Origin of the sequence: Pseudomonas sp. Wu6 (genome assembly GCF_019891515.1) — a bacterium.
GTDB classification, from domain to species: domain Bacteria; phylum Pseudomonadota; class Gammaproteobacteria; order Pseudomonadales; family Pseudomonadaceae; genus Aquipseudomonas; species Aquipseudomonas orientalis_A.
On sequence record NZ_JAFLXH010000031.1, the window covers coordinates 1 to 24,756 of the forward strand.

At 62.0% G+C, this 24,756-nt stretch carries 21 protein-coding genes and 1 pseudogene; 9 read left to right on the forward strand and 13 right to left on the reverse strand.

Annotated features, from left to right (window positions below; translation table 11 throughout):
* Nucleotides 1-462 precede the first annotated feature (462 nt).
* On the forward strand, nucleotides 463-2,031 hold the full coding sequence (locus J1G34_RS19905) for a TerC family protein (RefSeq protein ID WP_222994528.1): 1,569 nt from the start codon (nucleotides 463-465) through the stop codon (nucleotides 2,029-2,031).
* A 28-nt stretch (nucleotides 2,032-2,059) separates the two neighbouring features.
* Here the strand turns inward: J1G34_RS19905 and J1G34_RS19910 are convergent.
* Both J1G34_RS19910 and J1G34_RS19915 read right to left on the reverse strand, forming a co-directional pair.
* Nucleotides 2,060-2,341: pseudogene (locus tag J1G34_RS19910) on the reverse strand (thioredoxin family protein); the annotation flags it as partial.
* A gap of 73 nt (nucleotides 2,342-2,414) precedes the next feature.
* The gene (locus J1G34_RS19915; RefSeq protein ID WP_065893099.1) at nucleotides 2,415-2,663 is read right to left on the reverse strand and encodes a hypothetical protein; all 249 of its coding nucleotides are present in this window, start codon (nucleotides 2,661-2,663) and stop codon (nucleotides 2,415-2,417) included.
* 278 nt (nucleotides 2,664-2,941) lie between these two features.
* On the opposite strand from J1G34_RS19915, the gene J1G34_RS19920 reads away from it, so the two are divergent.
* The 8 genes from J1G34_RS19920 (at nucleotide 2,942) to J1G34_RS19955 (ending at nucleotide 9,528) form a co-directional block, all read left to right on the forward strand.
* The gene (locus J1G34_RS19920) at nucleotides 2,942-3,790 is read left to right on the forward strand and encodes a transporter substrate-binding domain-containing protein (protein WP_130138363.1); all 849 of its coding nucleotides are present in this window, start codon (nucleotides 2,942-2,944) and stop codon (nucleotides 3,788-3,790) included.
* Nucleotides 3,791-3,842: 52 nt separating this feature from the next.
* Nucleotides 3,843-4,505 (forward strand): amino acid ABC transporter permease, encoded by a 663-nt coding sequence (locus J1G34_RS19925; protein WP_017737242.1) that lies wholly within the window; start codon nucleotides 3,843-3,845, stop codon nucleotides 4,503-4,505.
* Between the two features lie 11 nt (nucleotides 4,506-4,516).
* Nucleotides 4,517-5,179, forward strand: coding sequence for an amino acid ABC transporter permease (locus J1G34_RS19930; protein ID WP_065893097.1), 663 nt, complete (start codon nucleotides 4,517-4,519; stop codon nucleotides 5,177-5,179).
* A complete protein-coding gene (locus tag J1G34_RS19935; protein ID WP_065893096.1) occupies nucleotides 5,176-5,958 on the forward strand; it encodes an amino acid ABC transporter ATP-binding protein in 783 nt (260 codons plus the stop codon). The genes J1G34_RS19930 and J1G34_RS19935 overlap by 4 nt, the downstream gene beginning before the upstream one ends.
* A gap of 15 nt (nucleotides 5,959-5,973) precedes the next feature.
* Nucleotides 5,974-6,363, forward strand: coding sequence for a RidA family protein (locus J1G34_RS19940; RefSeq protein ID WP_010210958.1), 390 nt, complete (start codon nucleotides 5,974-5,976; stop codon nucleotides 6,361-6,363).
* A 167-nt stretch (nucleotides 6,364-6,530) separates the two neighbouring features.
* Nucleotides 6,531-7,295, forward strand: coding sequence for an IclR family transcriptional regulator (locus J1G34_RS19945; protein ID WP_065887465.1), 765 nt, complete (start codon nucleotides 6,531-6,533; stop codon nucleotides 7,293-7,295).
* Between the two features lie 9 nt (nucleotides 7,296-7,304).
* Entirely contained in the window at nucleotides 7,305-8,513 is a 1,209-nt protein-coding gene (locus tag J1G34_RS19950; RefSeq protein WP_222994529.1) for an amino acid deaminase, read from the forward strand.
* Between the two features lie 109 nt (nucleotides 8,514-8,622).
* Nucleotides 8,623-9,528: a sugar kinase gene (locus tag J1G34_RS19955; RefSeq protein ID WP_065893094.1), complete on the forward strand. Its 906-nt coding sequence runs from the start codon at nucleotides 8,623-8,625 to the stop codon at nucleotides 9,526-9,528.
* 121 nt (nucleotides 9,529-9,649) lie between these two features.
* Here J1G34_RS19955 and J1G34_RS19960 read toward each other — a convergent pair whose 3' ends face one another.
* The 11 genes from J1G34_RS19960 to J1G34_RS20010 form a co-directional block, all read right to left on the reverse strand.
* On the reverse strand, nucleotides 9,650-9,925 hold the full coding sequence (locus J1G34_RS19960; RefSeq protein WP_010564624.1) for a peptidylprolyl isomerase: 276 nt from the start codon (nucleotides 9,923-9,925) through the stop codon (nucleotides 9,650-9,652).
* A gap of 43 nt (nucleotides 9,926-9,968) precedes the next feature.
* Nucleotides 9,969-12,506, reverse strand: coding sequence for a PAS domain-containing protein (locus J1G34_RS19965; protein ID WP_065893093.1), 2,538 nt, complete (start codon nucleotides 12,504-12,506; stop codon nucleotides 9,969-9,971).
* Nucleotides 12,507-12,645: 139 nt separating this feature from the next.
* The gene (locus tag J1G34_RS19970; protein ID WP_222994530.1) at nucleotides 12,646-14,601 is read right to left on the reverse strand and encodes an acetoacetate--CoA ligase; all 1,956 of its coding nucleotides are present in this window, start codon (nucleotides 14,599-14,601) and stop codon (nucleotides 12,646-12,648) included.
* Between the two features lie 159 nt (nucleotides 14,602-14,760).
* The gene (locus J1G34_RS19975) at nucleotides 14,761-15,534 is read right to left on the reverse strand and encodes a 3-hydroxybutyrate dehydrogenase (RefSeq protein ID WP_222994531.1); all 774 of its coding nucleotides are present in this window, start codon (nucleotides 15,532-15,534) and stop codon (nucleotides 14,761-14,763) included.
* 7 nt (nucleotides 15,535-15,541) lie between these two features.
* Nucleotides 15,542-16,933, reverse strand: a complete 1,392-nt coding sequence (locus tag J1G34_RS19980; RefSeq protein WP_065893090.1) for a GntP family permease — start codon at nucleotides 16,931-16,933, stop codon at nucleotides 15,542-15,544.
* Between the two features lie 284 nt (nucleotides 16,934-17,217).
* Nucleotides 17,218-18,618 (reverse strand): sigma-54 interaction domain-containing protein, encoded by a 1,401-nt coding sequence (locus J1G34_RS19985; RefSeq protein ID WP_222994532.1) that lies wholly within the window; start codon nucleotides 18,616-18,618, stop codon nucleotides 17,218-17,220.
* A gap of 154 nt (nucleotides 18,619-18,772) precedes the next feature.
* Entirely contained in the window at nucleotides 18,773-20,344 is a 1,572-nt protein-coding gene (locus J1G34_RS19990) for an ABC transporter ATP-binding protein (protein WP_065936601.1), read from the reverse strand.
* 10 nt (nucleotides 20,345-20,354) lie between these two features.
* Nucleotides 20,355-21,377, reverse strand: a complete 1,023-nt coding sequence (locus J1G34_RS19995; protein WP_065893087.1) for an ABC transporter permease — start codon at nucleotides 21,375-21,377, stop codon at nucleotides 20,355-20,357.
* Nucleotides 21,377-22,435: a microcin C ABC transporter permease YejB gene (locus J1G34_RS20000; protein WP_122684595.1), complete on the reverse strand. Its 1,059-nt coding sequence runs from the start codon at nucleotides 22,433-22,435 to the stop codon at nucleotides 21,377-21,379. Before J1G34_RS20000 ends, J1G34_RS19995 begins: the two co-directional genes overlap by 1 nt.
* Nucleotides 22,435-24,294 (reverse strand): extracellular solute-binding protein, encoded by a 1,860-nt coding sequence (locus J1G34_RS20005; RefSeq protein WP_065893085.1) that lies wholly within the window; start codon nucleotides 24,292-24,294, stop codon nucleotides 22,435-22,437. The genes J1G34_RS20000 and J1G34_RS20005 overlap by 1 nt, the downstream gene beginning before the upstream one ends.
* Before the next feature lie 129 nt (nucleotides 24,295-24,423).
* Nucleotides 24,424-24,705, reverse strand: coding sequence for a peptidylprolyl isomerase (locus J1G34_RS20010; RefSeq protein ID WP_065887453.1), 282 nt, complete (start codon nucleotides 24,703-24,705; stop codon nucleotides 24,424-24,426).
* Nucleotides 24,706-24,756 lie beyond the last annotated feature (51 nt).

The following is a 24,756-nucleotide window of genomic DNA, read 5'->3' on the forward strand; positions in this document are numbered from 1 at the left end:
GCACACCGAGCCCAGGCGAGGTGCCGAGTGGTGGGGCAAGAGCGTTTTGCTTACTTTTGCGCTTTTCAAAAGTGAGCCGCCGTCAGGGCGGAACCCTAAGCAGCCGTTACCTAAATAATGGATATGTACTCGTTCCAATCCAACACCCTGGTCGGCCCAGAGGCCGCCATCGGGGGCAAGCCCCCTCCCACATTGGTTTTATATAAGTCAGGAGGACAGGTTTTGTAATAGTTTTGCATTGTAGGAAATTTGTATTTGGGTTGTAGGATTCAAGTCCTTTCGTTATTTCAGGACTTGCATGAACACCCTCTCGGAGCCCCCCAGTCGTCTTTCCCCAAGACACCCGCTGTCTCTGTTCCCGCTCGTACACCCCGTATTTCGTCGACTAACCTTGTCCCGGTCCAGTGACCGCGTTTTGCCGTGTCCGGCATTCTGAACCACTTGAATACAGAGAACCCATAGATGGAATGGTTAGCGGATCCAACGGCCTGGCTCGGCCTTGCGACCTTGATTGTGCTGGAACTGGTACTGGGCATCGACAACCTGGTGTTTATCGCGATCCTCGCGGACAAATTGCCGCCTGAACAGCGCGACCGTGCGCGGCTGATCGGTTTGTCCCTGGCTTTGCTGATGCGCCTGGGCCTGCTGGCAAGTATTTCCTGGCTGGTGACGCTGACCCAGCCGCTGTTCGAGGTGTTCGACAAGAGTTTCTCCGGGCGTGACCTGATCATGCTGTTTGGCGGTGTATTCCTGTTGTTCAAGGCCACCATGGAGTTGCATGAACGCCTGGAAGGGCATGTGGCCCAGCACAAGGGCAACGTGGCCTATGCGATGTTCTGGCCGATCGTGGCGCAGATCGTGGTGCTCGACGCGGTGTTCTCCCTGGATGCGGTAATTACCGCCGTGGGCATGGTCGATGAGCTGGCGGTGATGATGATCGCGGTGATCGTGTCCATCGGCCTGATGATCGTGGCGAGCAAGCCGCTGACCCGCTTCGTCAACGCCCACCCGACGGTGATCATGCTGTGCCTGGGCTTTTTGATGATGATCGGCTTCGCGCTGACTGCCGAAGGCCTGGGCTTCCATATCCCCAAAGGCTACCTCTATGCGGCGATCGGCTTCTCGATTCTGATTGAAGTGTTCAACCAGATCGCGCGTTCGCGGCGCAAGAAGTCGGCGCAAGGCGTATTGCCGGTGCGTGAGCGCACCGCCCACGCGGTGATGCGCCTGCTCGGCGGTCGCGGCCTGGCGGTGGAGGAGGTCGGTGAAGAGGTGGCCGACCTGCTGGACGCGTCGGATGCTGCGCAAGGTCCGTTGTTCGATCGACGTGAGCGCGTGATGATCAGCGGCGTGCTGCAACTGGCTGAACGCCCGATCCGCACATTGATGACGCCACGGGCCAAGGTCGACTGTATCGATCTGGCGGACGATCCTGAGAGCATCCGCCTGAAACTGATGCACTCGTCCTACTCGCGGCTGCCGTTGATCCGTAACGGCGCGGTGGATGAGCCCTTGGGTTTCGTGCACAAAAAGGAATTGCTCAAGGAATACCTGGCCGGCAACGAGCCGAATCTTGCCCATCTGGTGCGCCGTGCGATCAACCTGCTGGAGAGCTTTTCGATCCTCAACGCCTTGGAACAGATGCGTCAGGAATCCACGCACATCGCCTTTGTGATCAACGAATTCGGCGATTTTATGGGGGTGTTGAGCATGACCGACATCCTGGAGTCCATCGCCGGTGAATTGCCGGACGCCAGTGAAATCGAGGGTCCGGATATCGTCGAGGAAGGCGACGGTTTTCGTGCCAGTGGCGCCTTGAACCTGAGCCAGGTCGGTCAGCGCACCGGCTTCAAGGCCGTGGCTACCGAGGATTATCAGACACTGGCTGGCCTGCTGATGAGCCTGCTCGATCGTCTGCCGGTGGTAGGCGATAGTCTGGAACATCAGGGCTGGCGATTGACGGTGGCCGCGGTTGAAGAGCGCCGGGTGACGCAGGTGGTCTTGCAGCCTTGCTCCGATCAAAGCGACTGAACAGGCTGTCCACATACTGCTGTTGCTGCTCCACGGGGCCGAAACCCTTGTGCAGCTCCACCCTGGCGCCATGTTCGTAGATCAACAGCGTGGGAGTGCCCGTGACGTCGGGATGCCTAGGGGTATGGGCGCAATCGAGCACCATGCTGACTATCCACGGGTGGCGCCCGGCGACTCTTTCGAACAACGGGGCTGCACTGGCGCAGGCCGGGCAGTGCTCCGAGACGAACAGAATAAACACGGGGCGCGGTGTATTCAGTACGCGCTGGAAGTCCTTGGCACTGGATATCGTTCGCGTGGCTGCGCCCATGGTGATCTCCTGTCGACGGCGTTGGTTGTTGCCAACGCTAGGCCGTTGATTCAGCCCCGTCTACTGTCAACCTTCACAGGTCGGGCTGACGCTCCAGCCGTTCCCGAGCCTTGCGCGCCTGGCTGGCGCATTTTCGGTATTCCTCATTGTCACGGGATGCCTTGGCCTCGCGGTAGGCATGGTGATTCTGGCTGGTGTAGTTGGTGTCGAAGGCTTCCTTGAGTTTGCGCAGTTGTTCCTTGCAGTCGCGGCGGTCGTTGCTCGCCAGCGCGTTGCCGGCCACCAGATAGCACAGCATTAACAGGCCAAGGCTCAATTTCATCCGGGGGTTCCTCCATGTAGGGGCTTGCTCGCTCTACAGGTTAGCCCAACGGTGCACAGTTGGTGCGCAGTAACACCGTTGTGGGGCAACCGGTAGCAGCCTGATGGGGTGATGGCGCAACGCCGCTGCGTTCTTCAATCTCTATCCTGCTGATCCATAAACAATTTCTCTCGCGCGTATTTTTCCCTGAAAGCATATGGCACACTTTCTGCTGTCTATTCCGTTGTTACATACCAAGTTCCGGTATAGCGGAATACACATCTCCTGGAGTGCTTGTCATGCATCACCGACCTTCCGTGTTCAAAGCGTGTGTTTTTCTCTTCGCCGCCTCGGCGTGCGTCGCCAGCCTCGCGCAGGCGGCGGACAGCAAACTCGACAATGTGCTCAAGCGTGGGCACCTGATCGTGGGTACAGGCAGTACCAATGCGCCGTGGCACTTCCAGGGAGCGGATGGCAAGTTGCAGGGGTTCGATATCGACATTGGCCGCATCGTCGCCAAGGGCCTGTTCAATGACCCGAGCAAGGTCGAGTTCGTGGTGCAGTCGTCCGACGCGCGGATTCCCAACCTGCTGACCGACAAGGTCGACATGAGTTGCCAGTTCATTACCGTCACCGCCAGCCGTGCGCAGCAGGTGGCCTTCACCCTGCCGTACTACCGCGAAGGCGTCGGCCTGCTGCTGCCGAACACCAGCAAGTACAAGGAAATCGAGGACCTGCAGGCGGCGGGCGATGGCGTCACCGTGGCCGTGCTGCAGAACGTGTATGCCGAGGAATTGGTGCACCAGGCGCTGCCCAAGGCCAAGGTCGACCAGTACGACAGCGTCGACCTGATGTACCAGGCCGTGAACTCCGGTCGTGCCGATGCCGCCGCCACCGATCAGTCCTCGGTCAAATACCTGATGGTGCAAAACCCTGGCCGCTATCGCAGCCCGTCCTACGCCTGGAGCCCGCAGACCTACGCGTGTGCGGTCAAGCGTGGCGACCAGGACTGGCTGAACTTCGTCAATACCGCGCTGCATGAAGCCATGACCGGCGTCGAATTCCCAACCTACAAGGCCTCGTTCAAGCAATGGTTCGGCGTTGACCTGCCGGAGCCGGCGATTGGTTTTCCCGTGGAATTCAAGTGATCCGCAACAATCGGGGCGCGCGTGATGGCGCCCCATTCAGGTAGTGCCGACCATGAACTATCAGTTGAACTTTGCCGCCGTATGGCGTGATTTCGACACCTTGCTGGCGGGCCTCGGCCTGGGTCTGCAATTGGCCCTGCTGTCGATCGCCATCGGCTGCGTGATCGGCCTGCTGATGGCGTTTGCCATGCTGTCCAGGCACCGCGCGTTGCGCATTTTCGCTTCGGTGTACGTGACGGTGGTGCGCAACACGCCGATCCTGGTGTTGATCCTGTTGATCTACTTCGCCTTGCCGTCGCTGGGGATTCGCCTGGATAAAATTCCTTCGTTCATCATTACCCTGTCGCTGTATGCCGGGGCCTATTTGACCGAGGTATTCCGCGCCGGGCTGTTGAACATTCCCAAGGGCCTGCGCGAAGCCGGCTTGGCGATTGGCCTGGGTGAGTGGCGTATCCGCGCCTATATCACCGTGCCGGTGATGCTGCGCAACGTGCTGCCGGCGCTGTCTAACAACTTTATCTCGCTGTTCAAGGACACGTCCCTGGCCGCTGCGATTGCGGTGCCGGAGCTGACCTATTACGCCCGCAAGATCAACGTCGAAAGCTACCGGGTGATTGAAACCTGGCTGGTCACGACCGCGCTCTACGTGGCTGCCTGTTACCTCATTGCCATGCTGCTCCGTTACCTGGAACAGCGTCTGGCGATTCGTCGTTAAGGAGGGTTTCCATGTACGAATCCCCCAGTTGGCTGCATGAATTGTGGATTGCCCGGGAGACGCTGTGGGCGGGATTTCAGACCAGTATCTATTGCTCGGCGCTGGCAATTCTCTTCGGCACCCTGATCGGTATCTGCGCCGGGATGGTGCTCACTTACGGCAAGTTCTGGATGCGTGCGCCGTTCCGTCTGTATGTCGACCTGATTCGCGGCACGCCGGTGTTTGTGCTGGTGTTGGCGTGTTTCTACATGCTGCCGGCGCTCGGTTGGCAGATCAGCGCGTTCCAGGCCGGCGCCGTCGGGCTCACGCTGTTCTGTGGCTCCCACGTCGCGGAAATCGTGCGCGGTGCGCTGCAGGCCATTCCCCGTGGGCAACTGGAAGCGGGCAAGGCGATTGGCCTGACGTTCTACCAGTCCCTGGGCTACGTGCTGTTGCCCCAGGCGCTGCGGCAGATCCTGCCGACCTGGGTCAATTCCTCCACGGAAATCGTCAAGGCCTCGACCCTGCTCTCGGTCATCGGCGTGGCCGAGTTGCTGCTGAGCACCCAGCAAGTCATCGCACGCACCTTCATGACCCTGGAGTTCTACCTGTTCGCAGGCTTCATGTTCTTTGTCATCAACTACGCCATTGAATTATTCGGGCGCTACATAGAAAAGCGGGTGGCCTTGCCATGAATCAACTTCAAACAACCGAACCGCTGCTGAATATTCGTGGCCTGCGCAAGCAATACGGGGCAGTGGAAGTGCTCAAGGGCGTCGACCTGAGCCTGCAGCGCGGCAACGTGGTGACCCTGATCGGCTCCAGCGGCTCGGGCAAGACCACCCTGTTGCGTTGCGTCAACCTGCTGGAAGAATTCCAGGGCGGGCAGATAACCCTGGACGGCGAGTCCATTGGTTACAGCGACGTGGCCGGCAAGCGCGTGCGCCATCCCGAGCGCGTGATCGCCCAGCACCGCGCCATGACCGGCATGGCGTTCCAGCAGTTCAACCTGTTCCCGCATTTGACCGCCTTGCAGAACGTGACTTTGGGCTTGTTGAAAGTTAAGAAAATGCCTAAGGACGAGGCGGTGTCGCTCGCGGAAAAATGGCTCGACCGCGTGGGACTTCTGGAGCGTCGCAATCACTTTCCCGGTCAGTTGTCCGGCGGCCAGCAACAGCGCGTGGCGATTGCGCGGGCGATTGCCATGAACCCCAGCCTGATGCTCTTCGACGAAGTGACCTCGGCCCTCGACCCGGAACTGGTAGGCGAAGTGCTCAGCGTGATCAAGGGACTGGCGGAGGAGGGCATGACCATGTTGCTGGTCACCCACGAAATGCGCTTTGCCTATGAAGTGTCCGACAAAATCGTTTTCATGAACCAGGGGCGCATTGAAGAGCAGGGCAGCGCCAAGGATATTTTCGAACGCCCGCAGTCGCCGCGACTGGCGGAATTTCTCAAGAACATTCGTTTTTAATCAAGGAGCTATTTTATGAGCATTACTCGTTACGGTGCCGGCAGTACTGCCGGCGGCGGCCAGCCACGTCCCTTCGCCCGCGCAGTGGAAGCGGACGGCTGGTTGTACGTCTCAGGCCAGGTGCCTGCGGTGGACGGCGAAATCATCACTGGCGGGATCATCGAGCAAACCCGCCAAACCATGCGCAACGTGGTGGCGATCCTTGAAGAGGCCGGCTACGAATTGAAAGACGTGGTGCGTGTCGGCGTGTGGCTGGAAGACCCACGGGACTTCTGGAGTTTCAACAAGGTGTTCGGTGAATACTTCACCCCGGAACACGCCCCCGCGCGAGCCTGCGTGCAGGCGAACATGATGGTCGATTGCAAGGTGGAGATCGATTGCGTGGCCTACAAGAAAAAGGGCTAAATTGGCCCCATTCTCAAGACCACAGCAACTCCAATGTGGGAGGGGGCTTGCCCCCGATAGCGGTGTATCAGTAACAGATGTATGGACTGACACACTGCAATCGGGGGCAAGCCCCTCCCACAGGGGATCACTGTGTAGCACACACCCAAGACCGGATCGGAACCGCCATGACCGAAGACACCATCAAACGCCGCGCCAAGGGCCTGGACCGTGCGTTCGATATCCTCGATTTTCTCAAGGAGGTCGGCCAGCCGCTGCGCCCGAATGATATCGCCAGTGGCATCGGCAGCCCCAAGTCCACGGTCTATGAACTGGTCGCCTCGCTGCTCGAACGGCGCATCCTGGAAACCGTGGGCAAGGACGGTCACGTCTACCTCGGGCGCCAGCTGTATTTCCTCGGCCAGGCGCACCTGCGTCACTTCGACCTGACCCGCGAGGCCGACCACGCCTTGCAGGAAATCGTCAGCCAGACCCACGAAACCGCGCAGATGTGCCTGCTCAACGGGCGCAAGTACACCGTGGCGCTGATGCGCGAAGGCCAGCGGCATTTCCGTATTTCGTCGGATATCGGTGAAAACGCGCCTATCCCCTGGACCGCTTCCGGACGCCTGTTGCTGGGGCATTTGAGCGACCGGCAGATCATCGACCTGATCGACCCCGACGATTTCATCCTGCCGGATGGCCTGCGCCTGCCCCTGGAGACCTTCCTGGCACAGATCCGCCAGGCCACCCTCGACGGGTTCTTCTCCTTCGACAGTGTGGCCGACACCTTTACCCACTGCTTTGCCGCCCCGGTGCGCGACGCCCAGGGCATCAGCATCGCGACGCTGTGCATCGTTGCCCCTCGGGCCGATGCGAGCAAAAACTACCACGACTATCGCCGGGTGCTGATCGACAGCGCCAACAGCCTGGCCCGGCGCATCACCGAATAGGAATTTCCCATGTCTGCCTTCAATGCCGTTGAAAAAGGCGCCGCCGCCATTGGCGCCCATCTGGTCCGCGACGTTAGCCTGCCGGCCCTGGTGCTGCACCGCGAAGCCCTGGAACACAACATCCGCTGGATGCAGGACTTTGTCAGCAACAGCGGCGCGCAGTTGGCGCCCCACGGCAAGACCAGCATGATGCCCGCCTTGTTCCAGCGTCAGATCACTGCCGGAGCCTGGGGCATTACCCTGGCCAACGCCGTGCAGACCCGCGCCGCCTATGCCGGTGGCGTGCGCCGTGTGCTGATGGCCAACCAGTTGGTGGGCGCGCCGAACATGGGGTTGATTGCCGACCTGCTGGCCGATCAGGATTTCGACTTTCATTGCATGGTCGATCACCCGGACAATGTCGCTGACCTGGGCCTGTTCTTCGCCGCCCGTGGCCTGCGCCTGAACGTGATGATCGAGTACGGCGTGGTCGGTGGCCGGTGTGGCTGTCGCAGCGAGCAGGAAGTACGCGAATTGGCCAAGGCGATCAAGGCTCAACCTGCGCTGGCCCTGACCGGTATCGAGGGCTACGAAGGCGTGATCCACGGCGAGCACGCCATCAGCGGCATCCGTGACTTCGCCGCCAGCCTGGTGCGCCTGGCGGTGGACCTGCAAGACAACGGCTTTTTTGACCTGCCCAAACCTATCGTCACCGCATCGGGTTCGGCCTGGTATGACCTGATCGCCGAATCCTTCGAGCAACAGAATGCCGCCGGGCGCTTCCTCAGTGTGTTGCGTCCCGGCAGCTACGTGGCCCACGACCATGGCATCTACAAGCAAGCGCAATGCTGTGTGCTGGACCGTCGCAGCGACCTTGACGAAGGCCTGCGCCCGGCGCTGGAAGTCTGGGCCCATGTGCAATCGTTGCCCGAACCCGGCTTTGCGGTGATCGCCCTGGGCAAGCGCGACGTGGCCTACGACGCCGGTCTGCCGGTGCCGCTCAAGCGCTACAAGGCCGGCATCGTGCCGGCCGAGGGCGATGATGTGAGCGCGTGCCAGGTGACCGCCGTGATGGACCAGCATGCGTTCATGACCGTGGCGCCGGGGGTTGAACTGCGCATTGGCGACATCATTTCGTTGGGTACTTCCCATCCCTGCCTGACGTTCGACAAGTGGCAGGTGGGTTGCCTGGTGGATGAGCAACTGCGGGTGATCGAGACCCTGCGTACCTGCTTCTAGACCGAGTCGCGCCTATCGGGGGCAAGCCCCCTCCCACAGGGGAATGCATTCCAAATGTGGGAGGGGGCTTGACCCCGATGAGGCCATCAGCCCCACCGAGAAATCAGCCATGACCACCCAACCGCGCATCGCCCTCATCGGCGAATGCATGATCGAACTGCAACACCGCGCCGATGGCAGCCTGCACCAGAGCTTCGGCGGCGATACCCTGAACACCGCCGTGTACCTGCGCCGCGAACTGGGCGATATCGGCAGCGTCGACTACGTCACCGCCCTGGGCGACGACAGCTTCAGCGACTCAATGTGTGCGCAGTGGCAAGCCGAGGGCATCGGCCTGGGCATGGTCCAGCGCCTGCCCGGACGCCTGCCGGGCTTGTATTGCATTCAGACCGACGCCAATGGCGAGCGCAAGTTTCTCTACTGGCGCAACGAAGCGGCCGTGCGCGATTGCTTCACCACGCCTGCGGCCGAGCCGATCCTGGCGGCGTTGCCGGAGTATGACCTGGTGTATTTCAGCGGCATCACCCTGGCGGTGCTGGGTGAGGTTGGGCGCGCACGCTTGCTGGACACCCTGGTGCAAACCCGCCGCCGGGGCGGGAAGGTGGTGTTCGATAACAACTACCGGCCACGGCTATGGGCCGATGTGGACGCGGCGCGTGAGGCTTATCGCAAGGTGTTGGCCGAAGTGGATATCGCCTTGTTGACCGAGGATGACGAGCGCGCGCTGTTTGGCTATGAGGACAGCGAGCAGGTGTTTGCAGCCTATCCAGCGATTGCCGAGGTGGTGCTCAAGCGCGGGGCGGATGCGTGTTTGATTCGTTGCGCGGGGGAGCGTTTTGCCGTGCCGGCATTGAAGGTGGAGAAGGTGGTGGACACCACGGCGGCGGGGGATTCGTTCAGTGCGGCGTACCTGGCCGGGCGGCTCAAGGGTGGGTCGCCGCAAGCGGCGGCGTTGGCGGGGCATCGGCTGGCGAGTCGGGTGATTCAGGTGTCGGGGGCGCTGATACCGAGGTGAATGGCCGCCTGTGGCGGATCGGGGGCAAGCCCCCTCCCACAGTTAACCGCGTTTTAACTGCAAGAATGCAGCCCAATGTGGGAGGGGGCTTGCCCCCGATAGCGGTGTAAAGCCAACCCCCTCAATCCCGGTAAAACACCTGCACCAGGTGATAGCCAAACTTGCTCTTGATCGGCCCATGCACCACCTTCACCGGCTTCTTGAAGATCACCGCATCGATCACCCCTACCATCTGCCCGGGCCGCACCTCTCCCAGATCACCGCCACGCTTGCCCGACGGGCAGGTGGAGTATTTCTTGGCGAGCACGTCAAACGCTTCGCCCTTGGCAATGCGCTGCTTGAGCTGTTCGGCTTCTTCGCTGGTCTTCACCAGGATATGGCGGGCTTGGGCTTTCATTGATCTCTACCAGGTGTGCGACGGCGCGCGATTATGCCTGAACTCAGGCCTCGACGCCGATCATGCTGCGGATTTTGGTGGCCAGCAGGTCGATGGAAAATGGCTTGGCGACCATGTCCATGCCGTCCTCCAGGAAGCCCTGGCGTTCAGCGGCTTTCTCCGCATAACCGGTCATAAACAGCACGCGCAGGCCCGGGCGATGCTGGCGGGCGATTTCTGCCAGTTGCCGGCCGTTCATGCCCGGCAGGCCGACGTCGGTCACCAGCAAATCCACGCGCAGGTCCGACTCCAGCAGCGGCAGCGCGGCCCGGGCATCCGCCGCCTGATGAGCGGTATAGCCCAGTTCGTCGAGTACGTTGACCACCAGCATGCGCACCGCCGGGTCGTCCTCGACCACCACCACGGCCTCTCCGGCCAGGGCCACCGGGGCTTCGCCCAGGCTGGCCGGCAGGCTGCTTTCCAGCGCGGTGCCATGCAGACGTGGCAGGTACAGGCGCACGCACGTGCCCTGGCCGGGCTCGCTCTGGATAGTCACATGGCCCCCGGACTGTTGGGCGAAGCCGTAGATCATCGACAAGCCCAGGCCGGTGCCTTGGCCGATGGGTTTGGTGGTGAAGAACGGATCGAAGGCCTTGGCGAGGATTTTCGGCGCCATGCCGCTGCCGTTGTCGCGCACGCCGAGCATCACGTAGTCGCCGGCCTTGACCGGCTCCAGGGTGGTGATATCGGTGCCGTCCAGATAGCTGTTGGCGGTTTCGATCAGCAGTTCGCCGCCGTCGGGCATGGCATCGCGGGCGTTGATCACCAGGTTGAGCAGGGCGTTTTCCAGTTGGCTGGCGTCGGTGTTCACCGGCCAGATGTCTTTGCCAAGCTGCACGGTGAGGGTGATATGCGCGCCCTTGGTGCGGCGAAAGAGATCCTCCAGGGACGCCACCAGCTGGTTGGGGTCGGTGGGGCGTCGGTCCAGCGATTGGCGCCGTGAGAACGCCAGCAGCCGGTGGGTAAGGGCGGCGGCGCGGTGGGCGGACGTCACGGCGGCATCGGCAAAGCGGCCGATGTCCTCGCTGCGGCCGTCGGCAATGTAGCGTTGCATCAGGTCCAGGCTGCCGATGATACCGGTGAGCATATTGTTGAAGTCGTGGGCGATACCGCCCGTGAGCTGGCCCACCGCTTCCATTTTCTGCGCGTGGCGCAAGGCGTCTTCGGCCCGTTCGCGTTCGAACATTTCATTCTGCAGGCGCTGGTTGGCCTCGGCCAGTGCCTGGGTGCGCTGGGCCACGCGTTCTTCGAGGTTCTCATTGAGATGGCGCAGGGCTTCTTCGGTAAGCTTGCGTTCGGTCTCGTCGATCACAAAGATGTAGAAACCGTTCACCGAGCCGTCGTTGCTGAAGCGCGGCAGGTACTTCATCAAGGCATGGCGCGCGCGCCCGTCGCGGTGCGGCGTGACGGTCATGAAACTGCACGCCTTGCCGTTGAGTGCGGCGGCGATCTTGTCGGCGCGTCCGGCGTATACGTCGTCGCCGATGACTTCGCGGATGGTCTTGCCGTACAGCTCTTGAGGCGTTTGGCCGTACCAGTCGAGGTAGGCACTGTTGTTCAGGCGAAAGCGCTGCTCGTGGTCGACGTAGCCGATCAACACCGGCATGGCGTTGATGATCAGTTGCAGCTCGGTCTGGCTTTGACGCAGCGCCTGTTCGGTGTGCTTGCGCTCGGTGAGGTCGAGCGCGGCGCCAAGGAACCGCGCCGGCCGTCCGTGCGGGTCCTTGTAGCAACGGCCACGGGCAAACACCCAGCGCACCTGGCCGTCGGCTTGCTGCAGGCGGTATTCCTCGGCGTATTCGGTGCCGTGGGTGATGCAGTGCTTGATGCTGCGCGTGACCGTGCCACGGTCTTCGGGGTGCACGCCGAGCAGGTAGGCGCTGATGGGCAACAGGCCGGCGTCATTCGGGTCGACGCCATGCAAGTGAGCGAAATGCGCGTCGGCGATAAAGCGGTCTTCGCCGATGTCCCAGTCCCAGGTGCCCACCGCGTCGGTCGCCGCCAGTGCCAGCTGCAGGCGCTGCTCGGTGCTGTGCTGGGCCTTGAGGCTGTCTTCGGAACGCTGCTGCAATTCGAGGGTTTTGCTGCGCCGCTCGTTGGTTTCGATGGCGGTGACCAGGATGCCGGCCACGCGGCCGCTTTCATCGCGCACCGGGCTGTAGGTCAGGTCGAGCCAGATTTCAGTGTCGCGCTGGTTGCGCTGCAGCACGAAACATTGCTCGCTGAAGGTCCGCACCTGGCCACCGAGCACCGCGTCGTAGATCGGCGCGGCAAAGCCCTGCAGTTCCGGCCAGGTGGTGTGTACCGGCTGGCCGAGGGCGTCGGGGTGCTTGTTGCCGGCCAGCAGGGCGAAGCCATCGTTGTAGAGCTGGATGAGTTGCTCGCCCCAGAGCAGCAGCATCGGCATGGGCGAATGCACCACGATATCCACGGCGGTGCGCAGACTTTGCGGCCAGCCACTGGCCTCACCGAGGGGGCTTTGCGCCCAGTCCAGCCGCTCGATCAGTGCAGCGGCCTCGCTACCGGTGGATGTTCCATTCATGAAAAAGCCCTGCGCTTGACGCTTTGAAAAAAAGACAACACCTATTATCCCTAGAGAGAACCACGGGTGGCTACCTCGGAAAATAGCATGCATTTTCTGATTTTTTCAAAAACGCCGCGTCAGCGCTGAAACCTTTCATCTATCCCGCCAGCTCGGGGCGGTCGCGAAATTGCTCGAGCGCCTGGGGATTGGCCAGCGCATCGGTGTTTTTCACCGGCTCACCGTGCACGACGTTGCGCACTGCCAATTCGACGATCTTGCCGCTGATGGTGCGCGGGATATCCGCGACCGCGAGGATCTTCGCCGGCACATGGCGCGGCGTGGTATTGGCACGGATCACCTGGCGAATCTGCTGCTCCAGCGCCTCATCCAGTTGCACACCGTGGTCAAGGCGCACAAACAGCACCACGCGCACATCGTCCTGCCAGCGCTGGCCGATGGCGAGGCTTTCCAGCACCTGGGGGACTTTTTCCACCTGGCGATAAATCTCGGCGGTGCCGATGCGCACGCCGCCAGGGTTGAGCACTGCGTCGGAGCGACCGTGGATCAGCAGGCTGCCATTGGGGCGCTGTTCGGCATAGTCGCCCTGGGCCCACACGCCGGGGAACTGGCTGAAATACGACGCGCGCAGTTTGTGCTGCTGTGGATCGTTCCACAGCCCGATGGGCATGGCCGGAAAGTGCCGGGTACACACCAGTTCGCCTTTTTCGCCGAGCAGCGGCCGGCCCTGGTCGTCCCACACTTCAATGGCCATCCCCAGGCTCTTGCACTGCATTTCGCCACGGCGCACCGGCAGCACCGGGTTGCCGATCACGAAGCAGGAGACGATATCGGTGCCGCCGGACATCGACGACAGGCACAGCTCGCCCTTGATCTCGCGGTACACATAGTCGTAACTCTGGGGCGACAACGGCGAACCGGTGGAAATCAGGCCCTTGAGGCTGCTCAGCTGGTGGCTCAGGCGTGGCTGCAGCCCGGCTTTCTCCAGGGTGACGAGAAACTTGGGGCTGGTGCCGAACACACTGATGTTTTCCGCATCGATCAGGTCGATCAAACGCTCGGGTCCGGGATGGAACGGCGAGCCGTCATACAGCACCGCCGTGGCGCCAATCGCCAGCACCGACACCAGCCAGTTCCACATCATCCAGCCGCAGGTGGTGTAGTAGAACAGGCAGTCCTCACGGGACAGGTCGGCGTGCAGGCCGTGTTCCTTGAGGTGGGTGAGCAACACGCCGCCAGTGCCGTGAATGATGCACTTGGGCACGCCGGTGGTGCCGCTGGAATAGAGGATATACAGCGGATGATCGAACGGCACCGCGACAAACTCAGGCTCGCCGCCGGCCTGGTAGACGTCGTCCCACAGCCTGACCCGGGCCTGGGTCAGGTAGTCGCCGACCTGCGCCTGCGGGCGGGCGTAGGGCACGATGATCAGTTGTTCCAGGGACGGCAGTCGTTCGAGGATTTCATTGAGCTTGGCGCTCTGGTCGATGGTCTTGCCGGCATAGCGATAACCGGCGCAGGTGATCAGCACCTTGGGTTCGATCTGGCCGAATCGGTCGATCACGCCCTGAGTACCGAAATCCGGCGAGGAGCACGACCAGATCGCCCCAAGGCTGGTGGTGGCGAGCATGCCGACCAGGGTTTGCCAGGTGTTGGGCATGCACGCGGCCACCCGGTCACCGAGGCCGACCCCGGCCGCGCGCAGGCTGTTTTGCAGGCCGGCCACGTGGGCGGCCAACTCGGCGTAGGTCAGTTGTTCGCGCTGGCCGTCTTCGCTGATGGCAACCACGGCAGGGTGATCGTCGCGACGGCGCAGCAAGTGCTCTGCAAAGTTCAACGTCGCGCCGGGAAACCATTGGGCGCTGGGCATTTCGGTGCCTTCGATCAACGTGGCGCTGGGCGGGCTGCGAAAGTGCACGTCAAAGAACGCCACGATGGCCTGCCAGAAGTCCGCGCGCTGGTCGATGCTCCATTGGTGCAGGGCGGGGTAGTCGCTGAGCTGCAAGTCGTGGCGAGCATTGATGAAACGTTGGAACTGGTCCATCCGTGTGTTGGCGATGCGTTCGGGGGAGGGTTGCCAGAGGATGTCGGACATAGCGAGATCTCTTGTTCTTATGCACGTTCTTCCAAACAATGGAGTTCCAGTGTGGGAGGGGGCTTGCCCCCGATGGCGGTGGTTCAGCTGGCACATGTGATACTGATCCACTGCCATCGGGGGCAAGCCCCCTCCCACATTAATCTCCACTGTCTGGGGTTATTGGGCCAGCCAGCCGCCATCGATATTCCACGCCGCACCCCGCACCTGGGCGCCGGCCTCACTGCATAAAAACAACACCAACTCACCCAACTGCGACGGCGTCACAAACGCCAGCGACGGCTGCTTCTCCGCCAGCAGATCCTGCTGCGCCTGCTGCGGCTGCACCCCACTGGCCACGCGATCATCTATCTGCTTCTGCACCAGCGGGGTCAGCACCCAGCCTGGGCAAATGGCATTGCACGTCACGCTGCTGGTGGCGGTTTCCAGGCCGACGACTTTGGTCAGGCCGATGACCCCGTGCTTGGCCGCCACATAAGCCGCCTTGCCCACCGAACCCACCTGGCCATGCACCGAGGCAATATTGACGATGCGTCCCCAGCCCCTGGCCTTCATGCCCGGCAGGCTCAGGCGGGTGGCGTGGAACACCGATGACAGGTTGATGGCGATGATCGCGTCCCAGCGTTCCACCGGAAAGTCTTCCACCGCTGCCACGTGCTGGATGCCGGCGTTGTTGACCAGAATGTCGACGCCGCCGAACTCCCGCTCGGCATAGGCTAACATCTCGGCGATCTGCGCCGGGTCGCTGACATCCGCCGGGTGATGCCCGACCTTGCCGCCAAACGCCTGCACCTGGGCGATCACCGCGCCGGCGTCACCGAAGCCGTTGAGGATCAGGTTGGCGCCGGCCTTGGCCAGGCTCAGGGCAATGCCCAGGCCGATGCCGCTGGTGGAGCCGGTGACCAGGGCCGTCTTGCCGTTCAATGTCGTCATGAAAACCTCACACAATGCCGGTGGCGTAGAAAGTACCGATCACCACGAACACCGCGAGGGTCTTGATGATCGTGATGCCGAAAATGTCCTTGTAGGCTTCGCGGTGAGTCAGCCCGGTCACCGCCAGCAGCGTGATCACCGCGCCGTTGTGGGGCAGGGTGTCCATGCCGCCGCTGGCCATGGCCGCGACCCGGTGCAGCACTTCAAGGGGGATATTGGCCGCATGGGCCGCTGAAATAAAGCTCTCGGACATGGCCGCCAGGGCGATGCTCATGCCGCCGGACGCGGAGCCGGTAATCCCCGCCAGCAGGGTCACGGTAATGGCTTCGTTGACCAGCGGGTTGGGGATGCCCTTGAGCCAGTCCGCCAGCACCAGAAAGCCCGGCAACGACGCAATTACCGCACCAAAGCCATATTCCGAGGCGGTGTTCATGGCGGCGAGCAGCGCGCCGCTGACTGCACTTTTACTGCCTTCGGCCAGCTTGCTCTTGATCGCCGAGAAGCCGAACACCAGCACCACGATAATCCCCACCAGCAACGCCGCCTGCACCGCCCAGATCGCCGTGAGCTTGGCGATGTCGGTGGTCACCGGGGTGCTCATGCCGGGCAGGCTGAGGCTGTGGGTCTTGCCGTACCACTGCGGGATCCAGTGGGTGAACAGCAGGTTCATCACCCCCACCAGAATCAGCGGCGACAGCGCGACCCAGGGGTTGGGCAGGGTCAGGTTTTCGGCGGTTTCCGGTTCGTTGCGCAGCTCGGTGCCATAGCCTTCACCTGCGTGCTGGGCCTTGTTGCGCTGGCGTGCCAGGTACAGCATGCCGGCGCAGAACACGAAGATCGTGCCGATCAGCCCCAGCCACGGCGCCGCCCACGCGGTGGTGTTGAAGAAGGTGCTGGGGATGATGTTCTGGATCTGCGGCGTGCCGGGCAGGGCGTCCATGGTGAACGAAAACGCACCGAGGGCGATGGTGGCCGGGATCAGGCGCTTGGGGATATTGCTCTGGCGGAACATCTCCGCCGCAAACGGGTACACCGCAAACACCACCACGAACAGCGACACGCCGCCGTAGGTGAGCAGGGCGCAGACCAGCACGATCACCAGCATCGCCTGGCGCGTACCGAGCACACGAATGGCGGCGGCGACAATCGAGCGCGAAAAGCCCGACAGCTCGATCAGCTTGCCGAATACCGCGCCGAGCAGGAACACCGGGAAATACAGCTTGATAAAGCCGACCATCTTTTCCATGAACACCCCGGTAAAGGCCGGGGCGACAGCGGACGGGTCGGTGAGCAGCACCGCGCCGAGGGCGGCGATTGGGGCAAACAGGATGACGCTGTAGCCACGGTAGGCAGCCAGCATCAGCAGCGCCAGGGCTGCCAGGGCAATGATCACACTCATGGTGTGTCTCCATCGGATTGTTATTGTTGTGGGGTGGGGCTTTGGGGGAGGTATAGCGAGATGTGTGCCAAGTATTTAAGTTGTTGAAATAAAAGGTTATTTATAGGATCTTGCGTTGATTTTTTTTAGGGTATCTCAATAGTGAGACAAACACTGCTCCAATGTGGGAGGGGGCTTGCCCCCGATGGCGGTATATCAGGTGTATATGCTTAACCTGACACACTGCTATCGGGGGCAAGCCCCCTCCCACATTGGATTTTCTTGATATTGAGAATTGTGTCTCTTTATGGAGACTGGGTGAGGCCCAGGGCGATCATTTTCTTGTACAGCGTCGACCGCCCCAGCCCCAGCCGCTTGGCAGCCTCCACCACATTCCCCGCGCACGCCTGCAAGGCCTCACCGATCAACTGTCGATCGAACCGCGCCCGCGCCGCCGCAAACGTCTCACCCTCAACCGTGGCCACCGCACCGCGTGCCACCGGGCTGAACGTACCGATCGCCGCACGAATCTCCCCGGCACTCAACACCAGGTCATCACTCAACAACGCCGCCCGCTCGAGCACATTGCGCAGCTCGCGGATATTGCCCGGCCAGGCGTGCCGGGCCAACAGTGTCAACGCTTCAGGGCTCAACTCGTGGCGGCTGCGCAGTTCTTCCAGAATCGCCTCGCTCAGCGCGGGGATGTCCTCCAGCCGTTCACGCAACGGCGGCACCTGGATCGGCAGTACATTGAGGCGGTAATACAGGTCTGCGCGGAATTCGCCACGCTTGATCGCCGCCTCCAGGTCCATGGAGGTGGCGGCAATCACCCGCACATCGCTGTGCAACATCTCGTTGGAACCCACCGGTTCGAATTCCTTCTCCTGCAGCACCCGCAATAACTTGCTTTGCAGGGGCATCGGCATATCGCCGATCTCATCCAGAAACAGCGTGCCACCCTGGGCGATCTGGAACTTGCCCGGCCGGCCCTTGCGGTCGGCGCCGGTGAACGCGCCCGGTGCGGTGCCGAAAAATTCAGCCTCAAGCAGATCGTGGGGAATCGCCGCGCTGTTGATGCTGACGAACGCTTTATGGGCGCGAGGCGACGCACCATGGATGGCCTGGGCGAGCAGTTCCTTGCCGGTGCCGGTTTCGCCCAGCAGCAGCACCGGCGACTCGGCGCTCGCACTGCGCCGCGCGCGGCGCTTGACGTCAAGGCTGGCGGCGCTGGTGCCGATAAAGTGCGCGAAGTTGTATTTGCTTTGCCGCGAGCGCAACAGCGAACGGGTGGACGCCAGCTCCTGCTGCAGGCTCAGGTAGCGCTCGATCAGCGGCGACAGGTTGCGCAGCTCATCGAACAACGCAAACCCGATCGCACCGATCACCGCGCCGGCTTCGTCGTGGATCGGCAGGCGCATCACCACCAGCGGGCACTTGGGCGTGTCCTGGATATCCAGCAGGATCGGCCGGTCATTGCGCACCACCTGGCGCAGCAGGCTATTGGAGATCACCTGCTCGCAGGGTTGGCCGATGGCGTGCTCGGCGCTCTGCAGGCCGAAACGCCTGGCGTAGCGTTCGTTCATCCAGACGATATTCGCGTCGCGATCGACAATCACCGTGCCTTCGCTGGACTGCTCGATGATCTCGAACAGCGACTGGATGGCCAGGCCACGAACCTGTTGGTAATCCTTGAGGCTGGTACTCATGGGTACAAATCCTGTTAATGATCGTTCCCACGCTCTGCGTGGGAATGCCTCCCGTGACGCTCCGCGTCACTTGGCACAAGGCGTGGGGACTTGCGTGCCTGGCGGGACGCGGAGCGTCCTTGGCTGTGTTACCACGCAGAGCGTGGGAACAATCTCACAACGGGATGTGCGCGGCCGCCAGCAATTCTTTTGTATATGGGTGTTGCGGCGACTCAAATACATCATGACTGGCACCGCGCTCCACCACCTTGCCGTCCTTGACCACGATCATATCGTGGGCCATCGCACGCACCACCGCCAGGTCATGGCTGATGAACAGGTAAGTCAGGCCGTATTTCTCCTGCAGTTCGCGCAGCAGCGCCACCACTTGTTTTTGCACCGTACGGTCCAGCGCCGAGGTGGGTTCATCCAGCAGCATCAGCGCCGGCCTGAGCACCAGCGCACGCGCAATGGCGATACGTTGCCGCTGGCCGCCGGAAAACTCATGGGGGTAGCGATGGCGGCTGGCGGGGTCCAGGCCTACATCCTTGAGCACCTGAATCACCTGCGCTTCGCGCGCGTCGAGGCTGCACGGAGCATGCACTTCCAGGCCCTCGCTGATGATCTGCTGCACCGACATGCGCGGGCTGAGGCTGCCATAGGGGTCCTGGAACACCACCTGCATCTGCTTGCGCCACGGCCGCATCTGCTGATGGTTGAGCGGGTCGAGGGCCTGGCCCTGGAAGCGGATGCTGCCGCTGGAGTCCAGCAAGCGCAGAATCGCCTGGCCGAGGGTGGACTTGCCCGAGCCGGACTCGCCGACAATCCCCAGGGTCTTGCCCCGTTGCACGCTCAGGCTGATGCCGTCCACCGCGCGCAGGTAGGTCTTGGGCCGAAACAGTCCGCCGCCGAGGCGAAACTGCACGGTCAGGTCATCGACCTGCAAGACCGTCTCGCGCTCTTCACCGCACAGCGCATCGCCCGAAGGTTCGGCGTCCAGCAGCAGGCGGCTGTAAGGATGTTGAGGCGACGTGAACAGCGTCTGGCAATCGGCCTGCTCGACGATCTCCCCGGCGCGCATCACGCACACGCGCTGGGCAATGCTGCGCACCAGGTTGAGGTCATGGCTGATCAGCAGCAGTGACATGCCCAGGCGTTGCTGCAGGGACTTGAGCAACAGCAGGATCTTGCGCTGCACGGTCACGTCCAGCGCGGTGGTGGGTTCGTCGGCAATCAGCAGTTCCGGCTCGCAGGCCAGGGCCATGGCGATCATCACCCGCTGGCGCTGGCCACCGGAGAGTTGATGGGGATAGGCCTTCAGCCGCTCCCGGGGTTTCTGGATGCCCACCAGCTCGAGCAGCTCGAGGATGCGCGCCTGCGCCGCCTTGCCGCCCAGGCCCTTGTGCAGCAGCAGGGTCTCGCCGATCTGCTTTTCGACCGTGTGCAGCGGGTTCAGCGAGGTCATCGGCTCCTGGAAGATCATGGCAATGCGGTTGCCGCGCAGCTTTTGCAGGGCCGCAGGTGACGCGCCCATCAACTCCTGGCCGCGGTACTTCACCGAGCCTGTACTGTGCGCGCCGGCTTCGGGCAGCAATTGCAGGATCGAATGGGCGGTCACGGATTTGCCCGAGCCCGACTCGCCCACCAACGCCAGGCATTCGCCTGGGCGTACGTCCAGGCTCACCTTGCGCACCACGGTCTGGTCGCCGAACGCCACGCTCAGGTCACGGATTTCAATCAGGTTCATACGCGATCACTCATGAGCGAGGGTCGAAGGCATCACGCAACGCCTCGCCGATAAATACCAGCAGCGACAGGATCAGCGCCAGGGTGAAAAATGCCGTCAGGCCCAGCCACGGCGCTTGCAGGTTCTGCTTGCCCTGGGCGATCAACTCACCCAGCGAAGCACTGCCGGCCGGCATGCCGAAGCCGAGGAAGTCCAGGGCGCTCAAGGTCGAAATCGCCCCGGTCAGGATGAACGGCAGGTAGCTCAAGGTCGCGGTCATGGCATTGGGCAGGATATGCCGGGCGATGATCTTGCCGTCGCCCAGGCCCAGGGCGCGTGCGGCCTTGACGTATTCCAGGTTGCGCCCGCGCAGGAACTCGGCGCGCACCACGTCCACCAGGGCCAGCCAGGAAAACAGCGCCATGATCCCCAGCAGCCACCAGAAATTCGGCTCGACGAACCCCGACAGGATAATCAGCAGGTACAGCACCGGCAGGCCCGACCACACTTCCAGGATGCGTTGGCCGAGCAAGTCCACCCAGCCGCCGTAGTAACCCTGCAACGCGCCGGCGGCGATGCCGATGGCTGCGCTGATCGCGGTCAACGCCAGGGCAAACAGGATCGACACGCGCGCGCCGAAGATGACTCGCGCCAGCACATCCCGCGACTGGTCATCGGTGCCCAGCCAGTTCACCGTCGACGGCGGGCTGGGGGCAGGGCGGGTCAATTCGTAGTTGGGGGTGTCGTCGCTGAAGGGGATGGGGGGAAACAGCATCCAGCCGCCGTCCTGCTTTATAAGCTTTTGCACGTAGTCACTGCGGTAGTCGGCCTGGAACGGCAATTGGCCGCCGAACTGCTGCTCGGTGTAGCGCTTGAACACGGGAAAATACAGCTCGTTCTTGAAGCTGAGCACCAGGGGCTTGTCATTGGCGATCAACTCGCCGCCCAGCGTCAGAATGAACAGGCCGATAAATAGCCACAGCGACCACCAGCCGCGACGGTTCCTCTTGAATCGCTCGAAACGCCGGCGCGCCACGGGAGACAGATTGAGCATCAGGCGTTCCTCGCGGCAAAGTCGATACGCGGGTCCACCAGGGTGTAGCAGAGGTCGCCGATGAGTTTTATCAAGAGGCCGAACAGGGTAAAGATAAACAGCGAACCAAACACCACCGGGTAATCCCGCGACACCGCTGCCTCATAGCTCATGCGGCCCAGGCCATCGAGGGAAAAGATCACCTCGATCAGCAGCGAACCGGCGAAGAACACGCTGATGAACGCTTGGGGAATCCCGGAAATCACCAGCAGCATCGCGTTGCGAAACACATGGCCGTAGAGCACGCGACGTTCGCTCAAACCCTTGGCGCGCGCGGTCACCACGTACTGCCGAGTGATTTCGTTGAGGAACGAGTTCTTGGTGAGGATGGTCAGCGTGGCGAACCCGCCGATCACCAGCGCCGTGACCGGCAATACCAGGTGCCAGAAATAGTCGGCGATCTTGCCCACGGTGCTCAGTTCATCGAAATTCTCCGACACCAGACCGCGCACCGGGAACCAGTTCAGCGAAGTGCCACCGGCAAACACCACGATCAGGAACATCGCGAACAGGAACGCCGGCATGGCATAGCCGATCACGATGGCGGTGCTGCTCCATACATCAAAGCTGCTGCCATGGCGCACCGCCTTGCGTATCCCCAGGGGGATCGACACCAGGTAGGTAATCAAGGTGGCCCACAAACCGAGGGAAATGGTCACAGGCATCTTTTCCAGGATCAGGTCGATCACCGTTGCGCCGCGAAAGAAGCTGTTGCCGAAGTCCAGTCGGGCGTAGCTCTTGAGCATCAGCCACAGGCGTTCCGGCGCAGGCTTGTCGAAGCCGTACTGCTTTTCGATGTCCTTGATCAGTTTCGGGTCCAGGCCGCGGCTGGCTCGCGAGCCGCTGATGCTTTCCCCGGCAGCGCCTGCGACACCGCCCCCGCCGATGCCTTGCAGGTGGGCAATGGCTTGTTCGACCGGCCCGCCCGGCGCGGCCTGCACGATCACGAAATTGACCAGCAGGATGATCACCAGGGTCGGGATGATCAGCAGCAGGCGCCGCACGATATAGGCAAACATCAGCGCGCACCTCCGCGTTTTTTCAGTTCAGCGTTCATTTGCTCGTTGGTCAGCGGCGTGGGGCTGATTTCCCACCAGGTTTCCAGGGCTTCGTCGTTCTTCGCCTCGATGGCCGGGCGGCCGAAGCGGTTCCACCACGCGGCAGAGGTGCCCGGCGGGTAGTAATTGGGGATCCACAGGTAATTCCATTGCAGCACCCGGTCCAGCGCATGGGCGTAGGTGAGCATCTGCGCCTGGGTGTCGGCCTTGACCAGGCCCTTGACCAGGCTGTCGACGGCCGGGTCCTGGAGGACCATGTAGTTATTCGCGCCGGGGTCAAAGGCGGCGGTCGAGCCGAAGTAGTTGTACAGCTCCATGCCGGGCGACGTGGTGACGGGGAAGCCGGCGACGATCATGTCGTAGTCCCGGGACATGATCCGGTTCACGTACTGCGAAGAATCGATACGACGGATATTCAAGGTAATACCGATCTGCGCCAGGTTACGCTTGTAAGGGAGCAGCAGACGTTCGAGGCCGTTCTGTGTGTTGAGGAACGTGAACTCCAGCGGCTCGCCCTCGGCATTCACCAGTTTATCACCGTCCGGTTTCCAGCCGGCTTCCTCCAATAGCGCCAGGGCTTGCAGCTGTTTGTCGCGGATCATGCCGCTGCCGTCGGTGACCGGGGCCTTGAACACCTGGGTGAACACCTCGTCGGGCACCTGGCCGCGCAAGGGTTCAAGAATCGCCAGTTCCTCCTTGGTCGGCGGTTGACTGGCCGCCAGCGGGCTATTGGAGAAAAAACTCTGCTGGCGGATATACATAGTGCGCATCATCTGCCGGTTGGCCCATTCGAAGTCCCACAGCATCGCCAGCGCCTGGCGTACGCGGCGATCCTTGAACATCGGTTTTTGCACGTTGAACACATAACCTTGGGCCGGTTGCGGCATCTCCTTGGCCAAGTGCGCGCGCTGCAGGCGACCATCGTCCAGGGCCGGACCGTTGTAGCCGATGGAATAACCGGTGGCGGAAAATTCGCGGTTGAAATCGTAGGCGCCGCCGCGCAAGACCTGGCGCGCCACTTCGGTGTCGCCGAAATACTCCAGGCTCAGGTGATCGAAGTTGTACAGGCCACGGCTGACGGGCAAGTCCTTGCCCCACCAATTCGGGTCGCGGGTAAACGTGATGGTGCTGCCGGAGTCGATCTTGCTGACGGTGTAGGGGCCGCTGCCCAATGGCGCTTCATAACCGCCGCCGTTGGCGAAGTCGCGGGTCTTCCACCAATGCTCCGGGAAGACCGGCAGGGTGGCGATATCCAGGGGCAGGGTGCGGTTTTCATTGCTGGAAAAATCGAAGCGGACCTGGCGCTCACCTTCGACTTCGACGTGCTTGACGTCGGCGAACAACGTGCGAAAACGCAGGCTGCCTTGGGTCATCAGCAAGTCGAAGCTGTAGCGCACATCTTCGGCGGTGATCGGTTTGCCGTCGGCAAAGCGTGCCTTGGGGTTGAGGAAAAAACGCAGCGACAGACCGTCATCGGCGCGCTCCATTTTCTCGGCAACCAGGCCGTAGACGGTGTAGGGCTCGTCCAGGGAGCGCTGGGCCAGTGGTGAGTACAGCCAGCCGTCAACCTGGGAAACGCCGATGCCTTTGTCGATATACGGCAACACATGGTCGAAGCGCCCGATCTCGATGGCCGAGCGGCGCAGGGTCCCGCCCTTGGGCGCATCCGGGTTGGTATAGTCGAAATGGCTGAAGCCGTCGGGGTATTTGGCCGGCTCGCCGTACACCGTGAGGGACGTTTGTGGCGCCGCGATCACGGCGGTGCCTGTCATGAACAGGACCAGGGTGATGCTGAACAGTTTTGGAAAAGCCAGTCGCATTATCAGCCTTGAGCGCGGATGAACATGAAAGGGAGAGCGGTACGTTAACGGCTTAAGCGTCGTCAGTCATCACATGCACAACGGCCCACCAAATGGCGGGCCGTTGTTTACAGCATCAGCACGGACCGATCAGTCCTGGCGGCTGGTGACTTCCAGCAGGTGATAACCGAACTGGGTTTTCACCGGGCCTTGTACGGTATTGACCGGGGCGCTGAAGACGACGCTGTCGAATTCCTTGACCATCTGGCCTGGGCCGAACGAACCCAGGTCACCGCCTTGACGGCTGGACGGGCAGCTGGAGTTGGCTTTGGCGACTTCGGCGAAATCAGCGCCGCCTTCGATCTGGGCCTTGAGTTCGTTGCACTTGTCTTCAGTGGAAACGAGGATGTGGCGGGCGGTGGCTTTGGCCATGGAAAATAACTCCTTAAGTGAAAAACGGTGAGCCTACCGGATTCAGGCGGT